At 56.9% G+C, this 18,099-nt stretch carries 18 protein-coding genes; 10 read left to right on the top strand and 8 right to left on the bottom strand.

Features of this window, described 5'->3' with window-relative positions:
• Positions 1-5: 5 nt before the first annotated feature.
• Positions 6-1,481, bottom strand: a complete 1,476-nt coding sequence (locus ACFCXQ_RS06250) for a sensor histidine kinase (RefSeq protein ID WP_379554110.1) — start codon at positions 1,479-1,481, stop codon at positions 6-8.
• A 314-nt stretch (positions 1,482-1,795) separates the two neighbouring features.
• Between ACFCXQ_RS06250 and ACFCXQ_RS06245 the strand changes: the two genes are divergently transcribed.
• The 3 genes from ACFCXQ_RS06245 (at position 1,796) to ACFCXQ_RS06235 (ending at position 3,801) form a co-directional block, all read left to right on the top strand.
• On the top strand, positions 1,796-1,966 hold the full coding sequence (locus ACFCXQ_RS06245; RefSeq protein ID WP_379554108.1) for a NepR family anti-sigma factor: 171 nt from the start codon (positions 1,796-1,798) through the stop codon (positions 1,964-1,966).
• Entirely contained in the window at positions 1,966-2,565 is a 600-nt protein-coding gene (locus ACFCXQ_RS06240) for a sigma-70 family RNA polymerase sigma factor (protein WP_379554106.1), read from the top strand. Before ACFCXQ_RS06245 ends, ACFCXQ_RS06240 begins: the two co-directional genes overlap by 1 nt.
• Before the next feature lie 69 nt (positions 2,566-2,634).
• Positions 2,635-3,801, top strand: coding sequence for an AI-2E family transporter (locus ACFCXQ_RS06235; protein ID WP_379554104.1), 1,167 nt, complete (start codon positions 2,635-2,637; stop codon positions 3,799-3,801).
• 93 nt (positions 3,802-3,894) lie between these two features.
• On the opposite strand, the gene ACFCXQ_RS06230 is transcribed toward ACFCXQ_RS06235, so the two are convergent.
• A complete protein-coding gene (locus tag ACFCXQ_RS06230; RefSeq protein WP_379554102.1) occupies positions 3,895-4,506 on the bottom strand; it encodes a superoxide dismutase in 612 nt (203 codons plus the stop codon).
• A 252-nt stretch (positions 4,507-4,758) separates the two neighbouring features.
• Between ACFCXQ_RS06230 and glmM the strand changes: the two genes are divergently transcribed.
• Genes glmM through ACFCXQ_RS06215 form a run of 3 tightly spaced genes read left to right on the top strand, consistent with a single transcriptional unit; the run spans position 4,759 to position 7,829 of the window.
• Positions 4,759-6,096 carry a phosphoglucosamine mutase gene (gene glmM, locus ACFCXQ_RS06225; protein WP_379554100.1) on the top strand — a complete coding sequence of 446 codons (1,338 nt, stop codon included), beginning with the start codon at positions 4,759-4,761 and terminating at the stop codon, positions 6,094-6,096.
• Positions 6,097-6,105: 9 nt separating this feature from the next.
• A complete protein-coding gene (gene thiD / locus ACFCXQ_RS06220; protein ID WP_379554098.1) occupies positions 6,106-6,924 on the top strand; it encodes a bifunctional hydroxymethylpyrimidine kinase/phosphomethylpyrimidine kinase in 819 nt (272 codons plus the stop codon).
• On the top strand, positions 6,921-7,829 hold the full coding sequence (locus ACFCXQ_RS06215) for an acyl-CoA desaturase (RefSeq protein ID WP_379554096.1): 909 nt from the start codon (positions 6,921-6,923) through the stop codon (positions 7,827-7,829). Before thiD ends, ACFCXQ_RS06215 begins: the two co-directional genes overlap by 4 nt.
• 17 nt (positions 7,830-7,846) lie before the next feature.
• Here ACFCXQ_RS06215 and ACFCXQ_RS06210 read toward each other — a convergent pair whose 3' ends face one another.
• The gene (locus ACFCXQ_RS06210; RefSeq protein ID WP_379554094.1) at positions 7,847-8,719 is read right to left on the bottom strand and encodes a TIGR00730 family Rossman fold protein; all 873 of its coding nucleotides are present in this window, start codon (positions 8,717-8,719) and stop codon (positions 7,847-7,849) included.
• Between the two features lie 66 nt (positions 8,720-8,785).
• Positions 8,786-9,340 carry a hypothetical protein gene (locus tag ACFCXQ_RS06205; RefSeq protein WP_379554092.1) on the bottom strand — a complete coding sequence of 185 codons (555 nt, stop codon included), beginning with the start codon at positions 9,338-9,340 and terminating at the stop codon, positions 8,786-8,788.
• Positions 9,341-9,561: 221 nt separating this feature from the next.
• Between ACFCXQ_RS06205 and ACFCXQ_RS06200 the strand changes: the two genes are divergently transcribed.
• Both ACFCXQ_RS06200 and ACFCXQ_RS06195 read left to right on the top strand, forming a co-directional pair.
• On the top strand, positions 9,562-10,791 hold the full coding sequence (locus tag ACFCXQ_RS06200; protein ID WP_379554090.1) for a Ppx/GppA phosphatase family protein: 1,230 nt from the start codon (positions 9,562-9,564) through the stop codon (positions 10,789-10,791).
• A gap of 18 nt (positions 10,792-10,809) precedes the next feature.
• Entirely contained in the window at positions 10,810-11,475 is a 666-nt protein-coding gene (locus tag ACFCXQ_RS06195; protein WP_379554088.1) for an RlmE family RNA methyltransferase, read from the top strand.
• Between the two features lie 20 nt (positions 11,476-11,495).
• Here ACFCXQ_RS06195 and ACFCXQ_RS06190 read toward each other — a convergent pair whose 3' ends face one another.
• Positions 11,496-12,143 carry a c-type cytochrome gene (locus ACFCXQ_RS06190; protein WP_379554086.1) on the bottom strand — a complete coding sequence of 216 codons (648 nt, stop codon included), beginning with the start codon at positions 12,141-12,143 and terminating at the stop codon, positions 11,496-11,498.
• A 160-nt stretch (positions 12,144-12,303) separates the two neighbouring features.
• On the opposite strand from ACFCXQ_RS06190, the gene ACFCXQ_RS06185 reads away from it, so the two are divergent.
• On the top strand, positions 12,304-13,197 hold the full coding sequence (locus ACFCXQ_RS06185) for a prephenate dehydratase (RefSeq protein WP_379554084.1): 894 nt from the start codon (positions 12,304-12,306) through the stop codon (positions 13,195-13,197).
• A 21-nt stretch (positions 13,198-13,218) separates the two neighbouring features.
• On the opposite strand, the gene ACFCXQ_RS06180 is transcribed toward ACFCXQ_RS06185, so the two are convergent.
• On the bottom strand, positions 13,219-14,289 hold the full coding sequence (locus tag ACFCXQ_RS06180) for an isoaspartyl peptidase/L-asparaginase family protein (RefSeq protein ID WP_379554571.1): 1,071 nt from the start codon (positions 14,287-14,289) through the stop codon (positions 13,219-13,221).
• Between the two features lie 160 nt (positions 14,290-14,449).
• On the opposite strand from ACFCXQ_RS06180, the gene ACFCXQ_RS06175 reads away from it, so the two are divergent.
• Positions 14,450-15,607 (top strand): mechanosensitive ion channel, encoded by a 1,158-nt coding sequence (locus ACFCXQ_RS06175; protein ID WP_379554082.1) that lies wholly within the window; start codon positions 14,450-14,452, stop codon positions 15,605-15,607.
• A 599-nt stretch (positions 15,608-16,206) separates the two neighbouring features.
• Here the strand turns inward: ACFCXQ_RS06175 and ACFCXQ_RS06170 are convergent.
• Together ACFCXQ_RS06170 and ACFCXQ_RS06165 are read right to left on the bottom strand one after the other, a co-directional pair.
• A complete protein-coding gene (locus tag ACFCXQ_RS06170) occupies positions 16,207-16,989 on the bottom strand; it encodes an HvfC/BufC family peptide modification chaperone (RefSeq protein ID WP_379554080.1) in 783 nt (260 codons plus the stop codon).
• Entirely contained in the window at positions 16,986-17,819 is an 834-nt protein-coding gene (locus tag ACFCXQ_RS06165) for a DUF692 domain-containing protein (RefSeq protein WP_379554078.1), read from the bottom strand. The genes ACFCXQ_RS06170 and ACFCXQ_RS06165 overlap by 4 nt, the downstream gene beginning before the upstream one ends.
• Between the last annotated feature and the right edge of the window lie 280 nt (positions 17,820-18,099).

Below are 18,099 nucleotides of genomic sequence, written 5' to 3'. Positions count from 1 at the left end.
CAAAACTATTCGCGCGGTGAACGTAGCTCAAAGTCGTCGGGAGCGCGCACAGAAACCAGGAAAGTGCACCGTACGCCGGCCTCGTTAAACTCGAGCTTTACTGGCTGCTGCAACTCATGCGCGGTAATCTTCTCGATCAACTTGACCCCAAACCCAGCTTCGGGCGGTGAAGTGATTGGAGGGCCATCACGTTCCTCCCAATCGATCTGAGCCAGCTCATCAGACACTGCTCGCCACCATACGCTGACCTTACCGCCGGCCGCGCTAAGCGCACCGTATTTTGCCGCATTTGTGACCAGCTCGTGCATTGCCAGTCCAAGCGACAATGCATCCTTGGGCGCTAGCTCAAGCATCGGGCCTAACGTCGACACATCGCGCGATGGGTCTCCCATGTAAGAACCAAGCTCTGTCTCAACCACATCAGCGATCGGGATCGTTCCCCATTCCGATTGCGTAAGCAGCTCATGCGTCGCTGCAAGCGAGCGGACCCGCCCATCCAGCTCTTCAGCGAAACCTTGCAAATCATCAGTCCGGTGGCGGTTTAACGCGATCATCGACAAGATATTAGCGAGCGTGTTGCGCACCCGGTGATTAAGCTCCAAGCTAAGCGAATCCCGGATCGAGTTCTGTTCGACGAGCCGCTCGAAGGCGATAGCATCCTCAGTTACCTGCCGGGCTAACAACCGCAATGAAAGCGCAGCAAGCAGAGCGAGGAACAAGCCAGCGATGAGCGTTATCCATGAGGCGCGCTCGAGCCCGAGTGACTGGGTTGACCAGATTGCCAGAGTGAGCGGTTTGCCTGCGAAGCTGAACTGCCGCTCCGTCAAGCGGGTTCCGGCAAATGAACCTTTCATTCCCGCAAGCAGATTGGCCTCCTCAACTTGCCCATCATAAAGCTCAACCGCGACCTCTTCCGACAATACGAGCTGCTCCGGTTCGAGCAGTTCCAGCGCATCTTTAAGGAACACATCGAGATCCACAGTCATGCGCAGGAACCCTACGAGATCTGCAGAGCTCGCTTGCGTTGTAGAGGCAGTCTCAAGAAAAACAGGCATAAAGACGAGCATTTTGTTCGGCTCACCAGAACCGCTTGTCTCGTTTGGATGAGGAGCGCGCACCGCGACAGGCCGGCTGAAGCGCCAGGCTCGTTCCATCGCCATGCGCACCGCATCATTCGATTGCTCATCAACACCCGTCAAAGACCCATCGCCTAAGGCCTCAACCTCGGTAAACGCGACATCCTTGGCGCCATGATTGTCCCGATCATGCAAAACCGTACTGGCAAAGCGCTCAACGCTCTGCTCGCTCATATTGCCCTTCACGGAGAGCAGTGCAGCGCCCATCCGCATGACAGAATCAGTGGCCAAAGCGCCTTGAGAGAGCGCAGCGCTTTTCTGCAAAGCCAGCTGTTCAAGGACGAGCTGCTCACGGTGCGCAGCTGAACGTTCGAGAATGGCAACTCCGATCAAAGCAATGGCCATCGTCAAAATGAAAGCCCAAAGAGGAATGGCCTTTGGATAGCGAGTGAATGCAGAGGTTAAGGCACTCCTTGAGCGAGCCGCCGGTTTCACACGCGCAGATTTTTCCATCGCCTGATCGTTCATCGTTCTCGTCGCCAACACCCTCTCTCGCTGATCAACACTCTGCGCAGCACGATCCGTGCATAAAGCGCAATTGCCAGCTTATTGGGAACAAAGAACTCGCGCCATCGTTCCCTCAAATGTATAAATACGTAATCGGCTTTTCGCGCCGACTGCGCCATGAGCGCGCAAGAGCAGAGCAACGAAGTGAGGCAATGACGCCAGGCAAAGACCAAAAAGTGCAGTCTGACCGCACCAAAGCAACCGATGATCAGGGTGAACCTGACTGGGCGGACGGCCTACGTCAGCTTTATGATTCGGTGGTCGAAGAAGAACTGCCTGATAGTTTCAAAGACCTTTTGTCAAAGCTGGATCAGCAAGACTGATGACAGAGCCGCAAGAGCGTACCCCGACTGAAAAAGCCGCATTCAAAAACGAGTTGACCACAGTCATCCCGCATTTGCGAGCTTTCGCACGCGGCCTCTGTGGACGCCCTGATATGGCCGATGATCTTGTGCAGGAAACCATGCTCAAAGCCTGGGCCGCGCAAGATCGCTTCCAGCCTGGCACAAGCATGCGCGCATGGACTTTCGTGATTTTGCGCAATGTCTACCTCACTGACATGAGGCGGAACCGTTTTCGCGGTGAGTATGATGAGGGCGTGGCCGAGCGTGTTTTAACCGCTCCTGCCTCTCAGGAAGAGCCGATCCATTTGTCTGACATGCTGCGCGGGCTTCAAACCTTGCCGCCTGAGCGGCGCGAGGCACTCTTGCTAGTCGGAGCGGGCGGTTTTTCTTACGAAGAAGCTGCCGAAATTTGCGGCTGCGCAATCGGTACGATCAAAAGCCGTGTTGGCCGCGCCCGCGCGGCGCTCACTGAGATGCTCGCGGCAGGCGATATTCCTGATCGAACAGATGGCGGCGAACCCGCTCACAAAACGATCTTGGAGCAACTGGATCAAGCGGCGATCCCCGCTCCTCGCTAACACCTCACGGCCAGCGCGCTCACGCTCAGCACTTGCCTGCCATCTTATCCGGCGGCATGAAGATGAGTAATGAGCGCATCTGATCCCAAGACAAGCAGTCAACGCAGCGAGCGCATGACCTTCGCGGCCCAAGAACTGCGCTTGATCTCGACATTGGTGATGCTCATCGGGCTTGGCCTGTTTTTCGCCTTACCCTTTGTCTTGTCGATCGGCTCGGTGGTTTTCTTGCCGCTGACCGCTGCGATTATTCTGACGATTATCCTGTCACCGCTGGCCGACCGCCTGTCCAAATGGGGCCTGCCAAATGTGCTCGCCTCACTCGCGGCTCTGCTTGCCTTTTTTGCCGTTATCATCCTTTCGCTGGCCTTGATCCTCCAGCCAGCGATTGCGCTGTGGGATCAATTACCGACACTCTATGAAAATGTCGCGTCGCGCTTTGGCGAATTGCGTGACCAATTCGGCTGGATCGCTCAGCTCAATGCAGAGATCGCCGAAATCATGCAGCGCAGCGGATCTCAGCAAGTGGTGCTCGCGACCCCAAGCCTGCTGGAAGAGCTCGCTTTTGCAACCCCTAGCGTTTTGCTTGAGATCGTACTCACCTTCCTGATGGCATTTTTCATGATCGAGGCGCGCGTCCGCCTTCGTCAACGCTTGCTCATGGGCCGCTCAACATTTGGGGCCAGCATCAAAGCAGCGAAGGCCTTGCGCGAGATCCAAGACCGGGTTGCATCCTATATTTTGACCGTTGGCTTCATCAATATCTGTGTCGGCGTGGTGGTGGCGCTCGGCGCGTGGATTTTGGGTGTGGATGCGCCGATCATGTGGGGCGGGCTCGCCGCTCTACTCAATTTCATCCCCTATATCGGGCCGACACTGATGATCGCTCTGCTCGCGGTGTTTGGGATCGGCACGACTGAGACTCTGCTGCTGGGGCTAATCCCAGCAGCCGCCTATCTTGCGCTGAACACGATAGAGGCCAATATCGTGACACCGGCGGTGTTGGGCGCGCGCTTTACGGTAAACCCGGTGATGATCCTGATCACGCTCAGTTACTTCTCGTGGATTTGGGGTATTACAGGCGCATTGCTATCGGTGCCGATCCTGCTCACACTTACCGCGTTGTTTGATCATATCGGTAGGCCCAACATCATCGGCTTTGTCTTTGGGGAGCCGCTCTTCGCCAATAATCTGCTCGCGCTTGGCTTTGATGAGGATGGCCGCAAGCCTAGCACCTGATACAAGCGGGCTGCCTAGGTGCCCCAAAAAGCAAAACAGCCCGCCTGGCATAGCCTGCCGAGCGAGCCGCTTTTGGCTTAGAAAGCTTCTCGCTTAGTTGGGGTATACCCAAACGCTGCCGCGCGCCAAATTCTCAGACGCAAAGCTCCAATTGAGGTGACCGCCGATAACCGCGCTCAGATAGGCTGGGCGCGCATTCTGGTGATCGAGGTAATAGGCATGCTCCCATACATCGACCGTCAGCAGCGGATTGAACCCGCTATCCGCCAAAGTATCGCCGTCATGCGTCTCTTCAATGGACAGCTTGCCGTCTTTTTCCGCCAGCCAGACCCAGCCGCTGGCAAAATGGCCCGCACCGCGATCTGCCAATTGCTTCTTCAGCTCATCTACAGAGCCAAAGGCATCATTGATCATGTCAGTCAGCTCAGCGGAAGGAGCGGTCTCGCTTGGCGCAAGCGAATGCCAGTAGAAGCCGTGGTTCCAGCTTTGCGCAGCATTGTTAAACAGGCCCTGATTGCTGCCGCGTGATGCCGCAACAATCTCTTCCATGGATTTGTCGGCATGATCAGTGCCGTCAATCGCGGCATTCATCTTGTCGATATAGGCCTGATGGTGCTTGCCATAGTGGAACGAAAAGGTCTGCGCCGAGATCGCTGGATCGAGCGCGGTGTCAGCATAAGGCAGGGCAAGGAGGGTGAAAGCCATAGTGGTCCTCTCAGATAGTGGTCAGTGAACAGAATTATCTACACAACGCGCAGGTAAGCGATGGGTTGCATTTGTGCCAGACAAACTTTGCATACGTCCCGCAAGGCGTATGCGCGCGGTCAAGTTTTTACATCGTAATCTGTGCTCATTTTGGCCTGCAAGGCTTCACATCCGCTGCCTATGGGTCCACTAGATATGCAAGTTTGAGGCGCCGTAGCTGGCCCCTCCTCAAAAAGATGGAAACAGGCACAAATGACACGCAAGTTCTTTGGTACTGATGGCATTCGTGGGCGCACGAACAAAGATGTAATGACCAGCGCAGTCGCCATGCGGGTGGGGCAAGCGGCAGGCGCTCATTTTGAACGCGGCACGCACCGTCACCGCGTAGTCATCGGCAAGGACACGCGGCTTTCTGGCTATATGATGGAAAGCGCTCTGGTCGCAGGTTTTACCAGCGTTGGGATGGATGTAATCATGACAGGCCCCCTCCCTACCCCGGCCATCGCCATGCTGACGCGCGAGATGCGCGCGGACCTCGGCGTAATGATCTCTGCCAGCCATAACCGGTTTGAAGATAATGGGATTAAGCTGTTCGGGCCGGACGGGTTCAAGCTGTCCGATGAGGATGAGCTGGCGATTGAGGCGAGGCTCGATCAGGAGCCAGTGCTGGCCGATGCATCTGACATTGGCCGGGCCCGCCGGATTGATGATGCGCAAGGCCGCTATATTCATGCAGCCAAGCAGTCCATCAGCTCAGACGTCCGTCTCGATGGGCTGAAAGTGGTCGTAGATTGCGCGCATGGCGCGGCGTATCAAGTGGCCCCAGCCGTCATTTGGGAGCTGGGCGCAGAAGTAATCTCGCTGGGCGTGACCCCCAATGGTACTAATATCAACGATGGGGTCGGCTCAACCGCGCTTGATGCGATCAAGGCCAAAGTAATCGAAACAGGGGCTCATATTGGCATTGCGCTCGATGGTGATGCGGACCGGCTAATCGTCGTTGATGAGAAGGGGCAGACCGTTGATGGCGATCAGATCATGGCATTGATCGCTACGCGTATGGCCGAAAAGGGTCAGCTGACCGGAGGAGGTGTGGTCGCAACGGTTATGTCAAACCTCGGCCTTGAGCGCTATTTGGAAAGCCAGGGTCTCACACTGGAGCGCACCAAAGTTGGCGACCGCTATGTGCTGGAACGCATGAAAGAGGGCGGATTTAATGTGGGCGGCGAGCAATCGGGCCATATGATTTTGATGGATTACGGAACCACGGGAGATGGCACGGTCGCAGCTTTGCGCGTCCTCTCTAGCCTTGTTCAGTCAGACAAGCCGGCAAGCAAGCTCTTACATCTGTTCGACCCAGTTCCCCAACTCCTCAAGAACGTCCGCTATGAAGGCGGCGCGCCGCTTGAAAACGCGGCTGTGAAACAAGCTATTGCTGATGCTGAGGCAGAGCTGGAAGGCGCTGGCCGACTGGTCATCCGTGCATCGGGCACAGAGCCTCTAATCCGCGTGATGGCAGAGGGCGATGATGCCGCTCAGGTCGAGCGGGTGGTTGATGCTGTGTGCGATGCGGTGCGCGCAGCTGCGTAGCGAGCCGATATGTCAAAAGCGCCCCCCCGCATTTTGTCGATCGCAGGCTCAGACAGCTCAGGTGGGGCTGGCATCCAAGCGGACCTCAAAACCATCACCATGCTGGGCGGCTATGGGATGAGCGCGATCACCACCATCACCGCACAAAACAGCGTTGGTGTTCAGGCAATTGCGCCGATCAGCGGCGATGTCGTGTACAAACAAATCATGGCATGCATCGATGATATTGGCGTCGATGCGGTCAAAATCGGTATGCTCCACGATACTGAGATTATCGCGGCGGTTACGGGCGCTCTGGAGGCATTGGATCACAGTGTACCGATCGTGCTCGACCCAGTCATGATTGCGACATCTGGCGCGGCTTTGATCGCGCCAGAAGCCGTTGCGGCGATGCGGGAAGAACTGTTCCCCAAGGCGACCCTGATTACGCCAAATCTGCCCGAGCTTGAGCATCTGGCAGATCGGACCCTCCACAATAGCGAGCAGATGACAGGCGCGGCAGAGGCGCTCGCGGGTGCGTCAGGTGCAGCTATTTTGGCTAAGGGCGGGCATACTGAGGATGCTCGGATTATCGATCTCTTGATGATCCCGAAAGAGGATGGTGGATGCCGCGCAGTCTCCTTCAATCACGCACGCATCGACACGCCGCATACGCACGGCACGGGCTGCACATTATCGGCTGCAATCGCGACGCTGATGGGTCACGGCCAACCGCTCGAAAATGCGGTGCGACTGGCGCGGCAATTCGTGTTTCAGGCGATCACGCATGCACCGGGTTATGGCGCCGGAAATGGCCCCCTCGGTCATCAGGCAGTTAGAAACTTATGATGGCGCCCGTTCTCCGCGTGGATGGCAGTGCTGCAGACCCTTGCATGGGTAGCGTGCGGGTCGATTGGCCCAAAGCCCTCTGGAACACAGGAATGCTGATTGGCACCATCCTCGCGGTCGCGGTCGCAAATTGGCAAAGCATCCTTCTGTTCATAGTTCTCACTTACGCCAGCCTACTGATCGGGCACAGTGTCGGTATGCACCGGATGATGATCCACCGCAGCTTCAAGGCGCCACTGTGGTTAGCCCGTAGCCTGATTTACGTCGGCACATTGGTAGGAGTGTCTGGTCCCTCTGGGATCATTCGCATTCATGACACGCGCGATTGGGCTCAGCGCCAGAGGGCTTGCCATGACTTCTTCGCGCACCGCTGCTCGCTTCTGGTGGACCTTTTCTGGAACCTGTTTTGCCGATTTGAATTTGTCCACGCGCCCCGCATCACGATAGAACCCGACATTGCCGAAGACCCGTTTTATCGTTTCTTAGATACGACATGGCGCTTACATCAATTGCCAATCGCATTGCTCCTCTATTGGGCAGGTGGGTGGCCATTCGTGCTATGGGGTATCTGCGCCAGAGTTTTCGTGAGCAGCACGGGTCATTGGACAATTACGTATTTCTGCCACACCTCACAGCGGGACCTGGCCAAAGGGAGATGGCTTGTCAAAGACGCCGGGATACAAGCCGCCAACATACCCGGGTTCGGCCTCATCACATATGGCGAGTGCTGGCATAACAATCACCATGCCTTTCCCGAAAGTGCGCGGATCGGCCTCGACGAAGGTCAGGCAGATCCAGGGTGGTGGATTATCAACGGTTTGGCAAAATGCGGTCTTGCATATGATATTGGCGCACCGCGCGCCGCAGCTTCACGCAGCGATTTGGTTGAACGCGCGGAAAGCTGACAGTTTATCTGAAATTCCTACCGCTCCAGATCGTAAAACTCGGCAATGTGCGCCCATGCCTCGTCAGCGGTTTCGCACCAATGGAAAAGGTCGAGATCCTTGTGACTGATCGTGCCTTCATCAGCGATCGCTTCAAAATCGACCACTCGCGTCCAGAACTCCTTGCCGAACAGCAGGATCGGCAGCGGCTTCATCTTCCCGGTCTGAATGAGCGTTAGAAGCTCAAAGAACTCGTCAAACGTGCCGAACCCACCGGGGAAGACCGCCACAGCCTTGGCCCGCAACAGGAAGTGCATCTTGCGCAGCGCGAAATAATGGAAATTGAGCGACAGATACGGCGTCACATAAGCATTGGGCGCCTGCTCATGCGGTAGAACGATATTAAGGCCGATGCTCTCCGCACCCGCTTCGCTCGCGCCGCGATTGGCCGCTTCCATGATTGACGGCCCGCCACCGCTGGTCACTACAAATTGGCGCTGCCCATCTTCAATAATCGACTTCTCGCTGACCAGTTTGGCAAGCGTATAGGCCTCTTGATAGTACTTCGCCTTCGCGGCGAGATTGGCCGCAACGCGCTGCTCCTGCTCAGTGCCGCTCTTCGCAGCATCAATCTTGGCCTGCGCCTCCTCAGGTGAAGGGATTCGCGCTGAACCATACATAACCAAAGTGGAGCCAACGCCCGCCTCGTCCAGCAGCATTTCTGGTTTTAGCAGTTCGAGTTGAAACCGCACTGGGCGCAATTCATCACGCAACATGAAATCGGTGTCTCTAAAAGCGAGCTTGTAGGCGGGATGCTGCGTCTGGGGCGTTACGCTCGGGTCGGCGTCGGCGAAACCGGCCTCTTCCTCAGCAGGATAGAAGCGGCGATCGGTAAGGTCTTTTTCTGTCATCACCTGCCCCTACTGCGAGAGGGGACGTGGAGCAAGGACGCCGCGCCAATCTTGGCCGGCATAGTGTCAGATAACAAATGCCAGCAGTGCGAACGCAGCCGTGCCAAAAGCGCTCGCGCCGATCGTCTGCTTACGATAGGCCGGAGCCAGCAAACCGACGAGCAAGCCGCCCAGTACCACCATGAAGAGCGAGATGGCCGCGCCAATCTGATATGTCTTGAAGAGCTGCGGGCCATGGCCCTTGTGCAGCTCGATCATGCGGTAAAGGAAGTTGGGCTCGTTAAGCGTTGCGCTCCAGCCATCATCGCCTTGTTCCAGAACCACAAAATCTTCCGTGGTGGGGCGCGTGGTGATCGATCCGGGCCGCATCCGGAGATACTCAAAATCTGTCGGTAGATCGTTTGCGGCAAGCACCGCGCGCACGTCTGCTTCAATGGTGGGCGCGTCCGCATCAAGCGTAGTGCCTTCCGGCACACTCAGCGCGGTTTCCACCACCTCGCCTTTTTCGCCAATCAGATATAGCCCGCCGGTGATCGCCACGAGGATGAACAATGGCGCGAGCAACCCTGCTAGCAGCAAGTGGCAAGTGACCAGAAAATTACGTGTTTTCGCGCGGCTCATTGTACGTTCCCTAATCCTGTCGGTATTTTCAACCGCAGCGTTCTATCACTAATGATAATCAATCGCATTATTCGTTGCAACCTATGCGTCTAATTGTCAACCAACCTCCTCATTGGGCGCACAATTTGCGCATCGCTTGCTCTGAGCACCTGAAATCGCTACCCTGTGTTCAGGTCCTCGCCGCCATTGAGCGACGAGAGGAAAAGAGAGATTTGGCAGTTATGGCGGCACATGCACCGCCGGGCAGAGAAGAAAACGATCGTAAGAAGCGGGGCAAATCGTCCGGCAAAGTAGCCGATTTTCGCTACAAACGCCCCGAGCGATCCGATAAAAAAGAACGCGCTAAGGCGAAGTCTTCGCCAGCGTCCACCGCAAAACGTCAGAGCGGGAAAAGCTCGCGCGGGAAGAACCCACCAAACACATCACCAAAATGGTCGAATTCGCGCCAAGCCTATGCCGCGCTCGATTTGGGCACAAACAATTGCCGCTTGCTGATCGCGCGCCCCTCGGGTGAGCACTTTACGGTGATTGACGCCTTCAGCCGGGTCGTAAAGCTGGGCGAAGGGCTTGCTGCCAATGGCCGCCTCTCTGATGCCGCAATGGAGCGCACACTTGGCGCTCTCAAAGTATGCGCTGAGAAGCTGCGTCGTCGCCGCGTCCATCTGGCGCGCTCAGTGGCAACCGAGGCGTGCAGACGGGCTGAAAACGGGCCGGAGTTCATCGCCCGTGTGCGCGAGGAAACCGGCATTGCGCTTGATATCATATCAGCCGAGGAAGAGGCCCGCCTCGCAGTCCTGGGCTGTCACATCCTGCTCGATGAGGGCGCAGGGCCCGCTGTCATTTTCGACATTGGCGGAGGCTCCACTGAGCTAGTTTTGATCGAGCCGGGCGGACCAGTACCGCGTATCCTTGACTGGATGAGCGTGCCCTTTGGCGTTGTATCGTTGACTGACAGCGTACGCGCGCCCGATGGCACGGCGGATGGCCGCGCGGCGCGTTACGCAGAGATGCGGCGCATGGTGAGCGATAGCTTTGCGCCTTTTGCGCGGCGCATTGCCCCCATTGGCAAGCAATCCGAACGTATTCGATTGCTGGGCACGAGCGGGACAGTCACTACACTCGCCAGCCTCCATCTGGAATTGCCGCACTATGACCGCAAGGCTGTCGATGGGCTGATTGTCCCAAGCGAAGCGATGCGTGCAATTTCTGAAAAACTCGCGACAATGAGCCGCGGTGAGCGCCAGTTGCTACCATGCATCGGCGATGACCGGGCGGACTTGGTGGTCGCGGGTTGCGCAATTTTGGAATCGATTCTTGATATCTGGCCAGCGCCAAAACTGGGCGTTGCTGACAGAGGCATTCGCGAGGGGATCTTGCGCGGTTTGATTGCGGCCGACGCGATGGGCGAGCAGCACAAGGCCGACCTCCAGCGTTCGCGCGTGGAGGCATGAGCTAATGAGCCGCACACCATGAGTCGTTCAGGCAAAGATGCAGGCCGCCGCGTCAAAACGGCGAAGAAGCGGACCGAGTCCTCAACCCGCTGGCTCGAGCGGCAGCTCAACGACCCCTATGTCAAACAGGCCAAGGCCGATGGGTATCGCAGCCGTGCGGCCTATAAACTCATTGAGCTGGACAAGAAGTTTCGCTTTTTGAATGGGATCAAGCGCGTTGTTGACCTTGGCATAACACCGGGCGGTTGGAGCCAAGTGGTCCGCAAGAAAGCGCCCAAGGCCGGTGTTGTCGGGATCGATCTCTTGCACACGGACGCGATTGAAGGCGTCACCATTTTTGAAATGGATTTCATGGACGACGCGGCCCCTGCCAAATTGGAGGCAGCGCTCGACGGTCCGCCTGATCTCGTCATGTCAGATATGGCCGCCAATACGATTGGCCATAAGCAGACCGATCATTTGCGCACTATGGGCCTTGTTGAAGCCGCCGCGTGGTTCGCCATCGAGACGCTGGAGGATGGCGGCACATTTTTGGCCAAGGTTCTGGCAGGCGGAACTGATGCAGACCTGCTCAACTTGCTCAAAAAGCACTTCAAGACTGTGAAACACGCCAAACCGCCCGCGAGCCGCAAGGGCTCGTCAGAGTGGTATGTGATTGCCCAAGGGTTTAAAGGGCGCGACTAAGCGCCGTGAAGTAAGGCCGCTTAAGCGCCGCCCTCATTGAGCTCAGCTGCTGCATCTTGCTCTGCCTCTGCTTCCGCAGCTACATCGCCTTCCGCCTCTGTCTCCTCAGCGACTACTTCGGCGTCGGCAGCTGCCGCCACAAATTCTGGCACAGGCAGGTTTGAGCCATTGGCGTTCATATAGAGCATAACCGCGGCGCGATCTTCAATCTTGGAGAGACCTGCAAAGCTCATCTTGGTACCATTGGCGAATGCGCGGGGGCTTTTGAGCCAAGCGCTCATATTGTCCCAATCCCAATTGCCGCCTTTGTCAGCGAGTGCGCTGGAGTAAGCGAAACCCGGAGCGCCTTGGGCAAGCCCTTTACCCATAATACCGTAAAGGTTCGGGCCAATGCCATTAGCGCCGCCTTGGTCAACGGTGTGGCAAGCGGTGCACTTGGCGAAAACTTTCTCGCCTTCAGATACGCTCATCTTGTTAAGCACTTCTTCCATCGACGGACCTGCGTCCACCTCACCGCCGCCTTCAGGCGCATCGATGAAATATCCCGGCTGCTCGGGGCTTACCGGTTTATCCGCCTGGAAGAAAATGCCTGATACAATTGCGCTGCCCAGCGCAATGATGCCTGCAAAAAGAACCCAACCGGCTGCTGTGTTGAACTTGTCGTCCATGCGTAAATGTGTCCGCGTAAGTGAAAAGTGATATCTAAAGGTTGGGCGTCGCTCTAGTGTCGCGTGGCGGCATTCGCAAGTGTGATCGCAACATTGCCTCTTGCGGATCATGCAAATACGCTTGCGAGTGGCGCTTTGCCCCGATAGCGCATTAAGTTCTATGCGTAATTTCCCTAAGCCCGCCCAAGATATCGTCACCAGCATGCACGCGGCTGCCGCGAGTGACCCCGCACGCACAATTGCCTTTGGGGGTGCACCTGGATCAAACTCCCATCAGGCGACCCATGACTTCGCGCCTGAGGCATTGCCCCTGCCATTCAACGGGTTTCAGGATGCGCTTGATGCTGTGAAGTCGGGCCAGGCTGGGGCGGCGATGATTCCAATTGAGAACTCGCAAAATGGCCGGGTTGCTGACATACACTTCCTGCTTCCCGAAAGCGGACTGGCGATTGTGGCCGAGCAATTCATGTCAATCACGCATGCGCTCATGGGACTTGGCGATGGACCTTTTGAAACCGCCTATAGCCACCCGCAAGCGCTGGGCCAGTCGCGGCATTACTTGCGGGAGCGCGGCATCACCCCGCAAAGCTATTCCGATACGGCGGGCGCGGCAGCGTTTGTCGCGGAGAGCGGCGACCCCACCATGGCCGCGCTTGCCCCGCCCATGGCGGCAGAGCTTTATGGACTAAAGATCGCCGAGAGCGCAGTCGAGGATGCGCATGACAACACCACACGCTTTGTCGTTTTGGCCAAGGACGCGCTCGATCCCGCTCAGATTGAAGGCACGCGAATGACGACCTTCATCTTCGAAGTGAAAAACGTACCGGCCGCGCTTTATAAGGCGCTGGGCTGCTTTGCGACCAATGGCGTTAATATGACGAAGCTCGAAAGCTATCAAAAAGGCGCGAGTTTCGCCGCGACCATGTTTTTTGCGGACATTGAAGGCGCGCCGGGTGAAGACGCGGTAGACCGCGCGCTCGAAGAGCTCGCCTTCCATTGCAATGAAGTGCGGATGCTGGGCTCTTACCAATGCGTGCGGAGACGCGGGGCCTAATTGAGCGCTGCTAAGCGAGCGTCATTCCTCGCCCGCGAGTACCTCGCCGAAAATCGCGACTTCGTTGACGCCTTCGCTGGTCGCACGGCCGCGATACATGCCAGCTGTATTGAAGCTGTAAAGGGCATGGCCTTCCGGTGTGACGAGGATGATGCCGCCATCGCCGCCAAGCGCTTGCACCTCATCCATTGCATAGTCCGCGGCCGCTTGCGCGATTTCTGGTTCTATGTTGCCGGGGAGTCGACACGGATATGCGCGTTCAGTTCCAGACGGGATCTGGTCTTCATCACAGATTACAGGCTCGCGCGACGAGTGAACACGTATCAATGTACAAATCTCTTGAGCCACACCCACCCGAATAAAATACTCACCCCAACCCGTCGCTGAAACTGCGCAGGACCGATTGTCCGCATACGTCCCTGCACCGATCACCGGCGCATCACCAATCCGGCCCCAGCGCTTCGCTGTCATCCCGCCTGTTGAGGTGCCCGCCGCGAGGTTGCCGTCCTGGTCCAGCGCGACCGCGCCCACAGTGCCGAACTTGTGATCAACATCGAGTGCAGAGAGCTGTTCAGCCTTTACCCGTTCCAACGCACGCTTGCGGCTTTCGGTTTCGAACCATTCCGGCTCGGCGGTCTCAATATCCTGCGTCGCGGCAAACTCCTCTGCACCCTTCCCGCTCAGGAAGACATGCACGCTCTCGGTCCGCACCTTGTCCGCAAGCAGGATCGGGTTCTTAATGCTGGTGACTCCCGTCACAGCGCCAGCGCTGCGATCGCGCCCATCCATGATCGAGGCGTCCAGCTCATTCGCGCCGTCCCATGTGTAGACCGCGCCCCGCCCGGCGTTAAATTTCGGGTCGTCCTCCATCAGCACAATCGCCGCCTGGATCGCGTCCAACGCGCTGCCGCCATCGGCGAGGATCTTTGCTCCGGCATCAAGCGCATTCTGCAAAGCCGCCTCATATTGCGCCTCAAGCTCAGGCGTCATACGCTCCCGCGTGATAGTGCCCGCACCGCCATGGATCGCTATGGACCATTTAGGGCTGTCTACGGCCAGCGCATCCTGCGCCAAGACCTGCCCGCCAAGCATCAGAAAGAGAGCAGCAAAGCCCAGCATGAGGCGGGAAACTGCGCCGTTAGGACATGTAAACTTAGGTTGAAGCGCGTTCATTTATGCTGCCCTGCTTTTGGTTTGTCGTTAGGAGGTGTGCTAACTTCACTTTACTTTTAGCGCAATTCCAGGGGGATTTATGCTCACGCAATATCAATTTGACCAGACGCTTGCGATGGACTTGGCCACTAAGGCCGCGTTCGTTGTTGGCATACTTGTTGTAACCTGGGTCCTTGCCAAGGCCGCAAAATGGGCTTTTGCAAAGATCGTCGACAAGGTTTCACTTTTACAGCGCGGCACAAGCAGCGGCGCCTCCATTGGTGAATCGATGGGTAAAATTGTCTCGCTGCTCATCTGGCTTTTCGGCCTGATGGCTGTCCTGAATGTGCTCGAGCTCGAAGCGGTTGCGGGACCGATCAACTCGCTACTTGAGAACATTGTCGATTTCGTGCCCAATCTGATCGGAGCAGGTCTCATCCTGTTCATCGGTTTGATGATTGCGGGCATCGTCCGGGACATCGCAACCACGGCAATGCAAACCGTTGATCTTGACAAATGGGCCAATAAGGGCGGCGTTGACAACGTCACGGGTAACACCGCGATCAGCAAGACCATTGGCCTGATTATTTACGTACTGATTGCCATTCCGGTCGGCATTCTCGCGCTTGACGCTCTCGATCTGACCGCGATTTCAGAGCCTGCCTCTGCAATGCTTGGCATGATCTTGACATCTATTCCGAAGATCATTGTTGCTGCGATCCTGCTCGGCATTGGCTATTTCATCAGCAAGTTCGTTGTTGGTGTTCTCCAAGAGCTGCTCAGCGGCCTTGGTGTTGACCGCTCGCTTGAAGCAACCGGCCTGCTGCCTGATGGCACAACCGCAAGCTCAATTATCGCGCGGATCGTTCAAGTGGCTATCATCTTGTTCTTCGCAATTGCGGCGACCAATCAGCTGGGCTTTGCGCAACTGACTGACATCCTCAACGAGATCCTCACTCAAGGCGGCAGTGTTGTCTTTGGTGCAGTGATCATCGGCGTTGGTTTCCTTATCGCAAACTTGCTGGCCAAACTGGTCGGCGGCGCGAGCGAAGGTTCCTCAGCGGCGACTATCGTTCGCTGGATCACGATCATCCTGTTCACCGTCATGGGCCTTCAGAAGACAGACATTGGCGGCATGCTGCCGGGTAATGCTCTGCTGGTCATGATTGTCGGCGCATCGGTTGCCGCAGCACTCGCATTCGGCCTGGGCGGCCGCGAATGGGCTGCTCGCAAGCTTGATGAGTGGGACAAGAAATAAACTGTAACGCTCAGGCGTTTAACGACGAACAGGGCGCTAGGGGCAACCTTAGCGCCCTTTTTCGTGCCATTTGCACCCGGCTGGCTAACTGGTTGCAAATGATAACAGTTGTTAAATGTTACGTTTGCCTATTGGAATGTTGCGCGAGCCTGATATTTGTGCAGTGCAACATGAGCAGTCGCCCAGAGTCGAAAACGACCTGGATAGGACACCGCCCGGGTCAGGATAGGCACTGGTGAGAACAATAGCTCAGTACAAGACATCAGGCTCTTGAGGAATACGCCAAAGGCGTACGCAGCCTGAAACACAACAAGTCCAGCGTATCCATACCTCGGTATAACGGGGGTGGCTGCGCCAATACTCAGGCATGCCCGGCCATCTTTGGATGTGAGGCTTTGCTTGAGCATGAAGGAAGCACCGACGTCTGGCTCACCTGCTCAATAAGCAGAGAGCCGGAAAGAACGTGGTGCCCTTCGGGTCCAAACTTGGGAGCGCGGTCGGGGGTGATCTGCGCTCCCTTTTTTTGGGCAATTGCTTTTGGGCGAATTCCTTTTGGGCGAATTGCCGGGCGCCAAGAGCCAAGCAGTGATAATTGGGCGTTAAGGGCGAGGCGAAGCGAGATCAGCGACAAAGCCCATTTGCAGCCAATTACCGATCATACCGCCCGCTTGTGCTGCGGCGGCTTCCGCCCCTATTTCCTCAGCCAACAACGCAACCGTCTCACCGAAATTTGAACCTGCCTGCATGGCACTAAGAGCGGTAGCCTCAAGCTTCGAGATGGCAGCAAAAACCGGCTGCTCATCTTCGCGCCAAATCACAAGTGCACCCTCTTCCTCCAGAGCTTGCGGCGTCGCACCATCCGTTTCCCCGCCGAGATCACCCCAGACAGACACCCAGTCATGGGTAACCGCGAGAATCGCCAGTCCTGGCAGGAATTCAAACCGCAAATTAGCCCAATCCTGCTCGCCAAACGCAGACGTGTTTTGCGAGAACTGCTCAACCGTCAGCGCGCTTGCATCTGCTGCGCGCGCCGCCTTCTGCATCAGATCTTCCAGCTGGGCGAGCTCGGCCAAATCGGGGCGATCAGGATATAGTTCGCTCAGAGTCTCGTGGAATTCCGCGCCGACGCTATCAATCGACCAGCCGGAGGGAGGCCGCGCAATGACGTGATTAATCGCGGCCTGCCGAAATGCGTCCTCGCGAGCTAGCACACCAGTGCGCTCATACGCCTCACCCAGCGTTTCAACCATGCGCGCGCGATAGCCGCCGCGATAGATCGCCATTCCGGCCTTGTGCCGCTCAGTCCAACCTTCAGGCAAATCGCGCTCTTCTTCGAGCACATGCGCCATGAATTCCGCCTGCATGGCGTGTAGGTCGCTCATTGTACTGTCTCGCGGGCCTCAGCGCCAAGAGCCCGCGCTTTGCCAAGCTCTTCCAGCAATTCAGGTAGCGGCGGGATCGCGTCATCACGCTCAATCATCACCGCGACATCGCCAAGCCCTGCATAGGCTTCAACGAACAGATCCCATACCGCGTCCACGACTGGGCGGTCATGCGTATCGACAATGATCTCGCCCGGTGTGTGGCCGGCAAGATGCATCTGCCGCACGGCTGAGGCCGGAATGCCAGCAATATAGTCCTGCGCGGACCAGCCGTGGTTTTGCGAGCTGACATAGATATTGTTCACATCCAACAGCAAGCCGCAGCCGGTCCGCTGCGCCATGGCCGCCAAAAATTCCCACTCGGCCATCTCATCCTCTGGGAAGGTGACATAGCTCGACGGGTTCTCGAACAGCATTGCCCGGCCAAGCGTCTCCTGCGCGTGGTCGATATTGTCGCAGACCGCATCCAAGGCGTAATGCGTCAGCGGCAGTGGGAGGAGATCAAAGCTGTTGTGCGCGCTCGTGCGGGTCCAGCATAGATGGTCGGACACCCACAGCGGCTCAATCCGCTCCGCCAGGCGGCGCAAGCTTGCCAGATAGCCAGGATCCAAGCCGTGCGCCGCGCCAATCGACATCGACACACCATGCAAAATGACCGGGTGCTTTGCGCGAACCTCTTCGAGGATACGCAAATGCTTACCGCCTTGGGCCATGTAGTTTTCGCTGATGACCTCAACAAAATCGACCGGAACATCTGTTTCCAGAAAATCCGCATAGTGCGTCTTGCGAAGACCAAGGCCAAATCCGCCAAAGGGTTTGATCGCTGTCATGGCACTATCATCGCATGGACTAGAGGTGGAGGGAAGAGATCCGGTGCGATTTCGGAGGGGGGGATGGGGTCTACCGCACCGGATCATTGGTGTGTTCGCGCTATATAAAGGGCTGGTTACAAGCACAGCGTATTTTTATGAATAATTTCGTGAAAACGCACGAAATTGGCAAATGGCTGAAAAAAAATCGCAAAAAATCGTGCCAGCTGTAACAACATCAGTCTGGATGCCGAATGAGTGAGTGTTCCGGCAGCAAACCCGGATCCATACAGTTCTTAAG

Source organism: Qipengyuania rhodophyticola (genome assembly GCF_042493225.1).
Lineage (GTDB): Bacteria > Pseudomonadota > Alphaproteobacteria > Sphingomonadales > Sphingomonadaceae > Erythrobacter.
This window is presented reverse-complemented; position numbering and strand designations above follow the sequence as displayed.